Origin of the sequence: Skermanella aerolata KACC 11604 (assembly GCF_000936425.1) — a bacterium.
Classification (GTDB): Bacteria; Pseudomonadota; Alphaproteobacteria; order Azospirillales; family Azospirillaceae; genus Skermanella; species Skermanella aerolata.
The window spans coordinates 208,888-221,196 of sequence record NZ_AVFK01000005.1 but is presented as its reverse complement, the minus strand read 5'-3'; the positions used below and the strand labels follow the sequence as shown (position 1 = coordinate 221,196).

Sequence of the window (12,309 nt, the reverse complement as noted above, 5' to 3'; positions counted from 1 at the left end):
TAGCTATCGACGGGAAATGTCGCGCAGGATGAGGTCGTTATAGAAAGACACCAGTTCGTAGCACAGGGTCACCGACGGTCCGGCCTTGTCGTAGAAGGCATTGGCCATATCGGCGCCGCAGTTTCTGAACCGTATCGTAAGGTCGCTGGGCAGCTTGAAACTGCTCCCGATATCGCGCGCGATCGCGTTTATCAGCCCTGATTCATGCAGCAGTGACGAGACATAGCCATAGGCAGGATCCGGCGCCTCGAACTCCAGGGAGATCCGGCTGTCGCCAGCGGAGCGCGACTCGACGGGGTTCATGTGGGGCGCCAGCAGCCGCGTCCATCCCGCACGGGCCTGGGCATAATCGGCCGGACAGGTCGTCCGCCGATCCGCTGGCAGGCTGACGCTTGCCGCGAGATCGGAAAAGCCGGCGGGGTCGCTGCCGTACATAAGGCACACGACGGAATAGAACCGCTGCATGTCGAGCGCATGCTCGCCCCACCATGCAGGCTCGGTATTGCCGGCTTCGCGCTGCCAGATATTGCCGAGATACCAGCCGTCGGCGGCGGCGATGATCAGCTCGTCCATCATCGGATCGGCTTGCTCGGGGATCATCATGATGCTGGCGAGATTGTCGGCCGCGTCTTCCTCGTGCCCCAGGACCGGCAATCCCAATTGGTCGATCAGCGCATGGCCCAGCTCGTGGTACAGGATGAAGACGGTATTGCCGAGGACGAAGAGATCGGCTTCCTCCCGCTGCTCCTGCGTCAACTGACCGGCGCGGCCGGGTAGGGAAAGGCAAACCATAACGGCGGTGACCAACGCTACCAGACAGCCAAAGCCGCCCCGCACCCGCACCATCTCCGGACCTCCCCTGTCGGGGCAAGACGCCCCATACTCCGCGCGAAAGTATTACGGGGAGTTCCGGTTTTACTCAAGCCCTCTCCGAGGACGCGCGATATTACCATTCGCTGTTGTCGTCAAGGGTGTGGCGGCTTCAGCGCAGTGACAGGATCGCCAGCATGACCACGCCCAGGGCGATGCGGTACCAGCCGAACGGCGTGAAGCCGTAACGCCCGACGAAGGCGACGAGGCTGCGCACCACCAGCAGACCGGCCACGAAGGCGGCGACGAACCCGATAGCGATGACCAGGGAGCCGTCGGAGGTCAGGGTGCTGTAGTTCTTGTAGGTATCGTAGACGACCGCGCCCAGCATCGTCGGGATCGCCAGGAAGAATGAGAACTCCGCCGCCGTGCGCCGCTCCACGCCCATCAGCAGGGCGCCCAGGATCGTGGCGCCGGAGCGCGAAACGCCCGGTATCATCGCCAGCGTCTGGACGAAGCCGATGCCGAGCGCCAGCCGCGGCGAGAAGTCTTCCACGGCGAAATGGCGGGGATCGGGCAGATTGCGCTCGATCCACAGGATCGCGATGCCGCCGACGATAAGTGCCACGGAGACGACATGGGGATTGAACAGCACGCTCTTGATGAAGCCATGCGCGAACACGCCGATCACGGCGGCGGGCAGGAAGGCAAGCAGGATCGCCAGCACGAACCGGCGCGATTCCCGGCTGCTGGGAAGCGTGACGGCAATGTGGAGCAGCCGCTGGAAGTAGACGACGCAGACGGCAAGGATCGCGCCCAGCTGGATCACCACTTCGAACAGCCGGCCCGGCGGTCCCTGGAACCCGATCAGGTCGCCCAGCAGGATCAGGTGCCCGGTCGAAGAGACGGGGATGAATTCGGTCAAGCCTTCGACCACGCCCATCACCAGGGCGCTGATTAGAGTGCTTTCATCCATGTTCAAAAATACTCGTGTCAGGCTGCCGGGATGCGGTTACCGCCGAAGTAGGGACGGAACGTCATGCACGGCGAAAGACCAGCTTCTTCGAAGCGGTGAAATTGAAGAAAAGGCCGGCGAGCGAGCCGGCCGCCACCGCCAATGCCGGATGCGCCGTGAAGGGGTCGCCGGACGCGATCAGTGCCGCATAGACCGCGTAGTTGACGGCGCCCCCGAAGGCGTTGACGGCTACGAAGCGCGCCCATTGATGGTGGATCTTGCCGGCATGATTGCCGCTGAAGGTAAACGCCCGGTTAAGCGCCCAGGTAGTCGATGCGGCCGCCAGATACGAGACGACGCGCGACGCGTACAGGCCCAGGCCGCTGATGTCGAGGCACAGGTACAGCACGGCGATGTCGACGCCAAGTCCGATTACCCCGACCATGCCGAACTTGATCAGTTCAGCCGAAAACACGCGGCGGATCATAGTGCGGTTCCAGCCCCAGCTCCGGTACCGCCACCGGTTCCCGTGTCGACGCTGCGCGGACGGTTGCCAGGAGCGGGGACCCGCAGATACTGCATCCGCTTGATCTCCCGGCGGCCGCGCGTCACCGTTTCCAGGATCAGGCCGCAGGTCAGGCTGAGGAAGGCCAGCAGCATCAGCCCGGTGGACAGCACCGCCGTCGGCAGACGGGGCACCAGGCCGGTTTGGAGGAAGGTGACCAGAACCGGCCAGGCCAGCACCAGAGCTATGAAGGCCATCACGCCCGACATGATGCTGAAGAACTGGAGCGGACGCTCCTCCTTCACGAGCACCAGGATCAGCTTCAGGATGCGGAAACCGTCGTAATAGGTCCTGAGCTTGCTGGCGGAGCCGGGTGGGCGGTCCTTGTAGGGCGTCTCGACGTCTGACATCGGCATCCGCAGTTCCAGCGCGTGGACGGTCAACTCCGTCTCGATCTCGAACCCGCCGCTCAGGGCCGGGAAGCTCTTAACGAACCGGCGCGAGAAGACGCGGTAACCGGACAGCATGTCGGCGACCCGGTTGCCGAAGATCTTCGCCACGATCCCGGTCAGCATCATGTTGCCGAACCGGTGGCCGGGACGATAGGCCTCGACGATTTCCGTCACCCGCGCGCCATTGACCATGTCGAGCTGTTCGGACACCAGCTTGGAGATCAGCAGCGGCGCGCTGGGAGCATGGTAGGTGTCATCGCCGTCGACCAGGACATAGACGTCCGCCTCGATGTCCGCGAACATCCGGCGGACCACGTTGCCCTTACCCTGGAGCGGTTCGGTCCGGACCGTGGCGCCGGCTTCGCGCGCCAGTTCGACCGTACGGTCCTTGGAGTTGTTGTCATAGACATAGATGCTGGCGCCGGGCAGCGTGGCGCGGAAGTCGCGCACCACCGACGCGATCGACGCCTCCTCGTTGTAGCACGGGATCAGGACGGCGATCTCAAGGCCTGACAGGTCGGCCGGCAGGGTGTCCGGAACATCGTTTGCGGCAATTCCGGCGCCGACCCGGTTCGTGTCCGGGACAAGGTCTTGGCGTGCGTCGGAGAATTGGTCTATCAAAAGTCACCTGATTTCGAAGTAAATCACTGAGGATCCGCCAGATTACGACGGACCGCGCAGAAGCTGTGCGGCTCACCGAGATTGTTATGGAGGGTCTGGCAGCTATCCCAGTCCAAGGTCAATCCATAGAACGCGGCGGCATCGGCCGCGATATCTGTATCGGGGACCGTGGCGATCATAAAGTAATCCCCGCGATGTTCCATCACCCTACGCCGAAGCACTTCCGAATACCCGTTGTCGGTCGAATCCGGCTGGACGAAATTGCTTTGCAACCTCACGAAGGGGATCTGAGGTGGAAAAGCCGGTATCAGGTGCCCGACCGGCTGATATCCCCCGATCAGCACCATCGTATGGTCCGGGTCCGGAATTGCTGGCATGTCGAACTCGACCACATGAGCCGTCCAGTCCGACCGTCCCCACGTTCCCCAGACGGTAGTCGCCTGAAGGGCGGCCAGGATCAGCGCGGCAGTGCCCCAACGGACTTTTCGGGAGAGCGGCAGCAGTCCGAGGGCAAGCACGATGCCGAGCGGGGCCAGCATCTCGATCGGGACGGCATAGCGGTAGATGCAGAACATCCAGGCCCAAGCGGCATAGGACAGCGCGACGACGGTCAGCAGCCAGCGGGTAGGCCCAGGGGCGGCGGAAGCCGCGTTCCGGCTACCGAAGCCGATCAGGCTCGCCAGGGCGGCTACCGGCAGGATCACGTAGAGCGTCACGATCCGGAAATCGCGGAACACGATCTCGCCGACGATCTCGGGATCGAGGCTGAACCGGAACGGCAGCGCCAGCCGGTCCAGCATCGTCTTGGGATGGTAGTGCAGGTCCTTATAGTCGCTGATGGCGCCCAGCGGCGACTTGAAGATGTGGTTGTAGTAGGGGTGGATGGGATTGCCGTGGGTTTCCCACAGAAACCACATCCAGTGCCCGGACAGCAGGGCGAAAGCGGCGACGATGCCGAAGCCGCAGGCGAGGATCAGCAGGAACCGTTGTTTCACTGTTACGGGAACGACGGCGAAGGCGAAGCAGACGCCGATGCAGTAGATCACCGAAGGCTGCTTCAGCCCCATCGCGGTTCCGGCCAGCAGGCCGGCCAGGAATGCCGTTCCGAGAGCGGACGAGGCAGGCCCATCCACGATCCGGTCCCAGCGACTGACCACCAGCAGCATGGCGCCGAAGACGCCCAGGCTGATCGTGTTGTCGTGAAAGGTCGTGCCGATCTGCGAGAGATTGCCGCCGCCCGCGACCCCGACCAATGCTATTGCCGCCGCTGCCCAAACCTTCGCCAGCGGGCGGTCGATCCGCAGGACGGCATGGGCCAACGCGAACAGCAGAACGAAGTTGAGCGACTGGACGAAGGCCAGGATGCTGTAGGCGACCGGGGCCGGCACGGCATTGCCGAGCAGGAAGAACGGGATATCCAGCGTCGGGTTGTAGAAGCTGGGCGTCTGGGCCGGGACGACATCGAAGAAGAATCGATCGTTCAGGAAACTGTACGGATTGTACCAGTGGTAGTTCCGCAGGTCCCAATTGGCGTCCTGTCCCATCGCCAGATTGAGCAGGATCAGCCCGAGCGGAACCGCGATCGCCAGCGCCAGCGCGGTGAGCCTGACGGACGGGGTGGCTTGGCGGGCAGTCCGCCGGATCGGGATCGAGGGGGTCACGGCAACGGCATCGGCAAGCTGAGCCCGGTCGGGCGGTGAGCGTTGTTATCGCCCGACCACGGCTTAATCAAGGCGGCGCCCATCTGTTCCGGTCAGCCCCGGCCGATCGCCCGCCAGCCGATGTCGCGGCGGCAGAAACCTTCGGGCCAGTGGATGCGGTCCACCGCTTCATAGGCCAGCGACTGGGCGTCGCGTACCGTCGGCGCTATGGCGGTGACGCCGAGCACCCGGCCGCCGTCGGCCAGTACATGTCCGTCGGCCGACAGCACCGTGCCGGCATGGAAGATCGAGACGTCCGGCAAGACGCCGGCTTCGTCCAGGCCCTGGATCTCCGTCCCCTTGCGGTAGTCGCCGGGATAGCCCCGGGCGGCCATGACGACGCACAGCGCCGAGTCGTCGTACCAGCGGAGCTGAAGGTTCTTCAGGACGCCGTCGCGCGATGCCACCAGCGCCGGCAGCACGTCGGACATCAGCCGCTTCATCAGCACCTGAGTTTCCGGATCGCCGAAACGGGTGTTGTATTCCAGCAGCTTGGGCGCCGGGCCTTCCGGCGTATCGACGATCATCAGCCCGGCGAACAGCACGCCCCTGAAAGGCCGTCCTTCCGCCGCCATGCCCCGCACGGTCGGCTCGATCATCTCGCGCATGACGCGGGCTTCCAGCGCCGGGGTCATCACGGGCGCCGGGGAATAGGCTCCCATGCCGCCGGTGTTGGGGCCGGTGTCGCCGTCGAAAGCGGCCTTGTGATCCTGGGCGGAGACCAGCGGCAGGGCGGTGGTGCCGTCCACCAGGGCGAAGAAGCTGACTTCCTCCCCGTCCAGGAATTCCTCGATCACCAGCTCGGTCCCCGCCGAGCCGAACCGGGCATCGACCATGGCCTCGTCGATGGCGGCCAGCGCCTCCTCCACCGTGCGGGCTATGGTGACGCCCTTGCCGGCGGCCAGCCCATCGACCTTGACCACGATCGGAGCGCCGCGCTCCCGTACGAAATCGCGGGCGGAGGCAGCGTCGGTGAAGCGGCCATAGGCAGCCGTCGGAATCCCATACTTCGCGCAGAGGTCCTTCATGAAGCCCTTGGACCCTTCAAGGGCCGCGGCGGCCGCCGTGGGGCCGAAAGTTTTGATGCCGGCCGCTTCGAGCCGGTCCACCAGACCCAGCACCAGCGGCTGTTCGGGACCGACCACGACGAAGTCGATGGCGTTGGACGTAGCGAATCGCACGATACCGTCGAGATCGTCGGCCTTGATGGGCACGCACTCGGCCTCCCGGCCGATCCCGGCATTGCCGGGTGCGCAGTAGAGCTTGTCGCAAAGAGGCGACGCGGCGATTGCCCAACATAGTGCGTGCTCGCGTCCGCCCGAGCCGACCACCAGAACCTTCATGAGACCCTAATCCCTTACGGACTTGTTGCCATGGCGCAGGCTTGTATCATGCCGACGCCATGACACAAGACCAACCCTTAATGGACCGGGACCCCCGGTCGGACCGTCCCGGAAGCAATCTTGCCGAACTCAGCGTGACGGAATTGTCGCGGGCGCTGAAGCGTACGGTCGAGAGCGCCTTCGGCTATGTGCGCGTACGCGGCGAGATATCGCAGCCTAAGCTCCATAGCTCCGGCCATCTTTACCTGCGCCTAAAGGACGAGACGTCGGTCATCGAATCGGTCTGCTGGCGCGGTTCCGTGTCGAAACTGTCGATCCGGGCCGAGGACGGGATGGAGGTCATCTGCACCGGCCGCTTGACCACGTTCCCCGGGCGCTCGCAGTACCAGCTCGTGATCGAGTCGATGGAACTGGCGGGCGAAGGCGCGCTGCTCAAGCTGCTGGAGGAGCGGAAGCGCCGTCTGGCCGCCGAGGGGCTTTTCGACCCGTCGCGCAAGCGGCCGCTGCCCTTCCTGCCTGCCGTCATCGGCGTCGTCACGTCGCCGACCGGGGCGGTGATCCGCGATATCCTGCACCGGCTGGCCGACCGCTTTCCGCGTCACGTGCTGCTGTGGCCGGTCGCCGTACAGGGCGAAAGCGCCGCTGCCCAGGTGGTCGCCGCGATCAGGGGGTTCAACGCTCTCAAGCCCGGCGGGCCAGTGCCCCGGCCCGACCTGATCATCGTCGCGCGCGGCGGCGGCTCGCTGGAAGACCTGATGGCGTTCAACGAGGAAGCCGTCGTCCGCGCCGCCGCCGCCAGCGAGATCCCGCTGATCTCCGCCGTCGGCCACGAAACCGATACCACCCTGATCGACTTCGCGTCCGACCGCCGGGCGCCGACCCCGACCGCCGCCGCCGAAATGGCGGTGCCCGTGCGGGCCGACCTGATAGCGCAGGTATTCGACTGCCAGCGCCGGCTTGCCGGTTCCGCCGGCCGGATGATCCAAGAGCGGCGCAACCATGTGGACGGCTTGGCGCGGGGCTTGGGCGATCCGCACAGCCTGCTCGAAGGCTGTGTCCAGCGGCTGGACGACCGCGCCGAACGGCTGGGCATGGCGATGGCCGGCGCGCTGGACCGGCGGCGGACGCGAGTAGCCGAACTGGCGGCCAAGCTGCGCCACCCGCGCGAGGTGCTCACATCCGCCCAGGGACGGCTGCAATCGGAGGCGCGCGCGCTGGGTGCCGGTCTCAGGCAGGTCGTCGCTGCGGAGGAGGGCCGCCTTGCCCGAGTCGGCTCGCGCCTGACGCTGATGCCGATCCGGATACGAGTCAGCGAGGGCGAGCGCCGGCTGACCGAGCTTGGGGAGAGGATGGACGCCGGCTACGTCCGGCTGCTGACCGAGCGGACCAGCCGCCTGCGCTCGGGTGCGGCATTGCTGGAGAGCTATTCCTATCGCGGCATCCTGGAACGCGGCTTCGCCCTGGTTACCGATCAGGACGAGCAGCGGATCACGTCGGCCGCGGATGCCAAGGCCGGCACGCCGGTCACAGTGGAGTTCCACGACGGCAAGGTCGATGCCGTCGTCGGCCATGGCGGCGTGGCGCGGAAGGCGGAAGCGGGGGGAACAGGCAAGTCGCGCAAGGCCGGCCCGAAGGCAGGGCAGGGGGTTCTTTTCTAATCCGGCCAGCGCCGGTGCAGCCACAGCCACTGCTCCGGCCTCGCCCGTATCCACTTTTCCACCTGTAAATTGACTTCGGCCATCATCTGACGGATTTCCAGGTCGCGGTTACCGAGTTGCGGCAACTCGGCGGGCGGCATGACCGTCAGGCGGAAGTGGGCACCGTCCAGACGCTCGGCGAAGGCGGGGATGACCGCGCATTTGTAGCGATAGGCAAGTTGGCCGATCGCGGGCGCGGTCATGGCGTCGCGCCCGAAGAACGGCACCGGGATGCCATCGTTCATCTTCTGGTCGATCAGCATGCAGACGGTCCCGTTCTCGCGCAGGGCGGCCACGACTTCCCGTGCGCCTTCGCGCCCCTTCGGAACCAGACGGCTGCCGATGACCGAGCGGGCGCGGTCGATCAGCCAGCTTACCGCTGGGTTGTTGGGCCGCCGATAGACCGCCGTGACCGGCAGACCGTTGCGGGAAGCGCCCAGCAGCGCGACTTCCCAATTGCCGGTATGGGCGGAATAGAACAGCGCCGGCTTCTTGGAGGCGGCGATTTCCTGGGCGATTTCCGCGCCGACCACCTCCGTCCGTTTCCAGATCTCGTCCAGGTGCGGATATTCCGCCATGACACGGCCCAGATTGTCCCACATGCCGATCAGGATCTCTTCCCGGCGCGTTTCCGAGAGTTCCGGCATGGCGCGATCCAGGTTGCGCCGGGCCTTGCGCGACGTGCGCAGGCGCGGACCGATTGTCCGGCCGATCCAGCCGCCAAAGGCGGATGCGGTATCCAGCGGGAGCACCATGAAGATGCCGTAGATCAGATAAATGAAGGCCGCTTCCAGCGGATATCCCACGTAACGGCGGCGGCGTCGGGCGAACTCGGTCTTTGTAGACATTCTTGTCGGCGGTTTGCACTTATCGGTGATCGGCTTTATCCGATATTGGGCGGGTCTGACCCTATGAAAAGGGTGAGCAGACCCGATAGTGGCCCGGACAACAGTCAGCCGTCACGATCGGGTACCAATCCTGACCGGATTAATCCGGCCAGCGGCGGTGCAGCCACAGCCACTGCTCCGGCCGGGCTCGGACCCGGTCTTCTACCATCTGGTTGATGCGGATCATCAATGCCCGCACGTCGGCATTCCGGTCGCCCGAATCGATCAACTCCAGCGGAGGGGACACGGTCAGGCGGAAATGCGCGCCTTCGAGACGCTCGACGAAGACCGGCACGACCGCGCAGTCGTATTTGAAGGCGAGTTGGGCCAAGGCTGGAGCGGTCATGGCGTCGCGCCCGAAAAACGGTACGGGAATGCCATCGTTCATCTTCTGATCGATCATTATGCAGACGGCCCCCTTGTTCCGCAGTGTCGCCACGACTTCACGCGCCCCATCGCGGCCCTTGGGAACCATCCGGCTGCCGATCACCGAGCGCGCCTTGCTGATAAGCCAGCTTATGGCCGGATTGTTGGGCCTGCGATAGACCGCCGTAACGTGCAGGCCGTGCCGGGCGGCGCCCAGCAGACCGACTTCCCAATTGCCGGTATGGGCAGAAAAGAACAGCGTCGGCTTTTGCCGGAAGGCGGCGATTTCGTCGACGATCTTGCCGCCGATCATGTCGGTCCGGGCCCAGATCTGATCCAGGTGCGGGTATTCCGCCATGACGCGGCCCAGATTGTCCCACATGCCGGTTATGATCTCATCCCTGCGCTCCTCGGACAGTTCCGGCATGGCGCGATCCAGGTTGCGCCGGGCTTTGCGCGACGCGCGCAGGCGCGGGCCGATGGTCCGGCCGATCCATCCGCCGAAGGCGGAAGCCGTATCCAGCGGGAGGACTATGAAGATGCCATAGATCAGGTACAGGAATGCCGCTTCCAGCGGATACCCCACGTAGCGGCGGCGTCGCCGCGCGGATTGGCTTCTACTGGCCATGTGGTTTATCGGGCATTGGGTAGGCTGGACGTCATGTAAGGGGTAAGCAGATGGCGGATCGCCGCCGGATCGTCCCAGGTGACCGAGACCGGCAGCACGTGGACCATCGCACGGGCGGCTTCCGTCAGGCGGACTGCATCCTTGGCGGTCGTCACGGGAACGGCGCCCAGGCTGTCGGCGTATTCCACGAGGCGCATGATCTCGTCAGGGTCATAGGGGTGATGATCCGCGAACGCAAGCCGGCCGACCAGTTCGGCCCCCAGTTCCTCCAGCGTCGCGAAGAACTTGCCCGGACGTCCGATCCCCGCGAAAGCGACGATCCTGCGGCCCCGCAGCGCGTCCGCGACGTTCCGGGCGGGGGTAAGGCGTGCCGACAGCACGGGCAGCCGTCCGGCGACCAGCGCCTTGATGCCGGCATCGTCCCTGCCCAGCACCACCACGGCATCCGCGCGGGCCATCCCGGCGTCCACCGGTTCCCTCAGTGGGCCGGCGGGAATGACGTGCCCGTTGCCGAAGCCGGCGCCGCCGTCGACCACCAGGATCGACAGGTCCTTCGCCAGACGCGGGTTCTGGAAGCCGTCGTCCATGACCACCGTCTCGGCTCCGGCTGCGGTGGCGGCCTTCGCTCCCGCGATCCGGTCGCGGGCGACCCAGGTCGGACGCGACGCGGCGAGCAGCAGCGCCTCGTCGCCGACATCGGCCGAATCGTGCTTGGTCCTGTCCACCAGGAGGGGACCCCGTTCGCGGCCACCGTAGCCGCGTGTCAGGAAATGGACGCGGCGGGCTTTGAGCACCTCGGCCACCGCCAGCGCCACGGGTGTCTTGCCGGCGCCGCCGGCGACCAGATTGCCGACGCAGATCACCGGTATTCCCGGATGCACCGGCTTTGCCGTCGCCAGCCGGGCGCGTCCGAGCGCCGCGAACAGCGAGCCGGCGGGGCTGAGCAGCCGCGCGGCATTCCCCGGCGGAGCGTACCAGAAAGCGGGTGCCTTCATGGGGATGTCGCTATTCCGGCATCGGCCAGGGTCGGCGCTAAAGCGTCGAGTACCGCATCGACCACGCGCCGGTTGCGCTCCGCCACCTCGCGGGCGGCGGTCCCCAGCCGCGACCGCTCCGCGCCGTCGGTCAGGAGGCGTCCGACGGCTTGCTTCAAGCCGGTGCCGTCCGCAATGCGCAGCGCGGCCGAGCCAGCTTCCAGCTGGGCCGCCACCTCCGAGAAGTTGGTCATATGGGGGCCGTAGATCACGGCGCAGCCGAACTGCGCCGGCTCGACCGGGTTGTGGCCGCCGATCGGGGTCAGCGATCCACCGACGCAGACGACCGGAGCCAGCCGGAAAAACAGTCCCAACTCGCCCATCGTGTCGGCGACATAGGCTTCGTGATCCATGCCGGGCACTTGGTGAGCCGAGCGCAACGCGGCTTTCAGTCCGCGACCGCCGAGCATGTCCATGACCTCGCCGCCGCGTTCCGGGTGGCGAGGGACGATGACGGTCAGCAGGCCGGGCAGGACGGAGCGGAGTTCGGCATGGACATCGGCGGCGATGGCTTCCTCACCCGGATGGCTGCTGGCAAGCAGCCAGACCGGCCGGTTGCCGAAGGCTTCGCGCATCTCGGCCAGCGCCCGGTCATCGGCGGGCAGGGGTTCCGCCGAGAACTTCAGGTTGCCGAGGCAGCGGACGTCGGTAGCCCCCAGGCGGCGCAAGCGCTCCGCTTCCGTCTCCGTCTGGGTCAGGCAGAGACTGAAGACCTTCAGCAGCGGACCGATGAAGCCCGGTACCCGCGACCATTTGCGGAACGATCCGGCGGACATCCGGGCATTGACCAGCGCGGATGGGATCTTTCGCCGTCCGATCTCGTGCAGCAGGTTCGGCCAGATCTCGGACTCGATCCACAGCGCCATGTCGGGCTGCCAATGGTCCAGGAACCGGCGCACCCAGGGCATCCGGTCCACCGGCACGTAATGGTGCAATGCTCGCGGCGGCAGGCGCTTCGCCATCAGCTCGGCCGACGTCACCGTTCCCGTCGTGATCAGCACGGACAGGTCTGGATAACGGTCGATCAGGCGGTTGATCAGGATCAGGACGGAGAGCGATTCGCCGACACTGGCGGCATGGAACCAGACCAGCCGTCCGGACGGACGTGGGCATGACGCCAGCCCAAGACGTTCCAGGCGGCGTACCGGGTCTTCCTTGCCTGCGGCACGGCGGCGGGCCAGATACAACCGTATCGCAGGCCCGCCGATTTCCGTCAGCCCGCGATAGATCGTCTGAAGCATTTAGAACGGTGACCAGTCCCGGCGTGAAAAAAGCCGCGCACCTTACCACGATAGTCGAAGAGGGCTAAGG

The 12,309-nt window shown here is 65.7% G+C and carries 11 protein-coding genes; 1 reads left to right on the top strand and 10 read right to left on the bottom strand.

What is annotated here, in order from left to right:
* Positions 1-3 precede the first annotated feature (3 nt).
* From N826_RS09075 to purD, 6 genes are all read right to left on the bottom strand, one after another.
* Positions 4-846 carry a DUF4344 domain-containing metallopeptidase gene (locus N826_RS09075; RefSeq protein WP_044427823.1) on the bottom strand — a complete coding sequence of 281 codons (843 nt, stop codon included), beginning with the start codon at positions 844-846 and terminating at the stop codon, positions 4-6.
* A gap of 136 nt (positions 847-982) precedes the next feature.
* Complete coding sequence (locus N826_RS09070) at positions 983-1,786, bottom strand: undecaprenyl-diphosphate phosphatase (RefSeq protein WP_044427821.1); 804 nt, start codon at positions 1,784-1,786, stop codon at positions 983-985.
* A gap of 61 nt (positions 1,787-1,847) precedes the next feature.
* The gene (locus N826_RS09065) at positions 1,848-2,252 is read right to left on the bottom strand and encodes a GtrA family protein (protein ID WP_044427819.1); all 405 of its coding nucleotides are present in this window, start codon (positions 2,250-2,252) and stop codon (positions 1,848-1,850) included.
* Complete coding sequence (locus N826_RS09060) at positions 2,249-3,343, bottom strand: glycosyltransferase family 2 protein (protein WP_425600600.1); 1,095 nt, start codon at positions 3,341-3,343, stop codon at positions 2,249-2,251. Before N826_RS09060 ends, N826_RS09065 begins: the two co-directional genes overlap by 4 nt.
* A 23-nt stretch (positions 3,344-3,366) precedes the next feature.
* The gene (locus tag N826_RS09055; protein WP_052830950.1) at positions 3,367-5,004 is read right to left on the bottom strand and encodes a hypothetical protein; all 1,638 of its coding nucleotides are present in this window, start codon (positions 5,002-5,004) and stop codon (positions 3,367-3,369) included.
* A 92-nt stretch (positions 5,005-5,096) separates the two neighbouring features.
* Positions 5,097-6,386, bottom strand: coding sequence for a phosphoribosylamine--glycine ligase (gene purD, locus N826_RS09050; RefSeq protein ID WP_044427817.1), 1,290 nt, complete (start codon positions 6,384-6,386; stop codon positions 5,097-5,099).
* An 80-nt stretch (positions 6,387-6,466) separates the two neighbouring features.
* Between purD and xseA the strand changes: the two genes are divergently transcribed.
* Positions 6,467-8,044, top strand: a complete 1,578-nt coding sequence (xseA, locus tag N826_RS09045; protein ID WP_044427815.1) for an exodeoxyribonuclease VII large subunit — start codon at positions 6,467-6,469, stop codon at positions 8,042-8,044.
* On the opposite strand, the gene N826_RS09040 is transcribed toward xseA, so the two are convergent.
* The 4 genes from N826_RS09040 to N826_RS09025 all read right to left on the bottom strand — a co-directional run bounded on the left by N826_RS09040 (position 8,041) and on the right by N826_RS09025 (position 12,239).
* Complete coding sequence (locus N826_RS09040; protein WP_044427814.1) at positions 8,041-8,931, bottom strand: lysophospholipid acyltransferase family protein; 891 nt, start codon at positions 8,929-8,931, stop codon at positions 8,041-8,043. The two genes, xseA and N826_RS09040, sit on opposite strands and share 4 nt — an antisense overlap.
* A 139-nt stretch (positions 8,932-9,070) precedes the next feature.
* Positions 9,071-9,964 carry a lysophospholipid acyltransferase family protein gene (locus tag N826_RS09035; RefSeq protein ID WP_044427812.1) on the bottom strand — a complete coding sequence of 298 codons (894 nt, stop codon included), beginning with the start codon at positions 9,962-9,964 and terminating at the stop codon, positions 9,071-9,073.
* A gap of 5 nt (positions 9,965-9,969) precedes the next feature.
* Complete coding sequence (lpxK, locus tag N826_RS09030; RefSeq protein ID WP_044427811.1) at positions 9,970-10,959, bottom strand: tetraacyldisaccharide 4'-kinase; 990 nt, start codon at positions 10,957-10,959, stop codon at positions 9,970-9,972.
* Entirely contained in the window at positions 10,956-12,239 is a 1,284-nt protein-coding gene (locus N826_RS09025; protein WP_044427810.1) for a 3-deoxy-D-manno-octulosonic acid transferase, read from the bottom strand. Before N826_RS09025 ends, lpxK begins: the two co-directional genes overlap by 4 nt.
* Positions 12,240-12,309 lie beyond the last annotated feature (70 nt).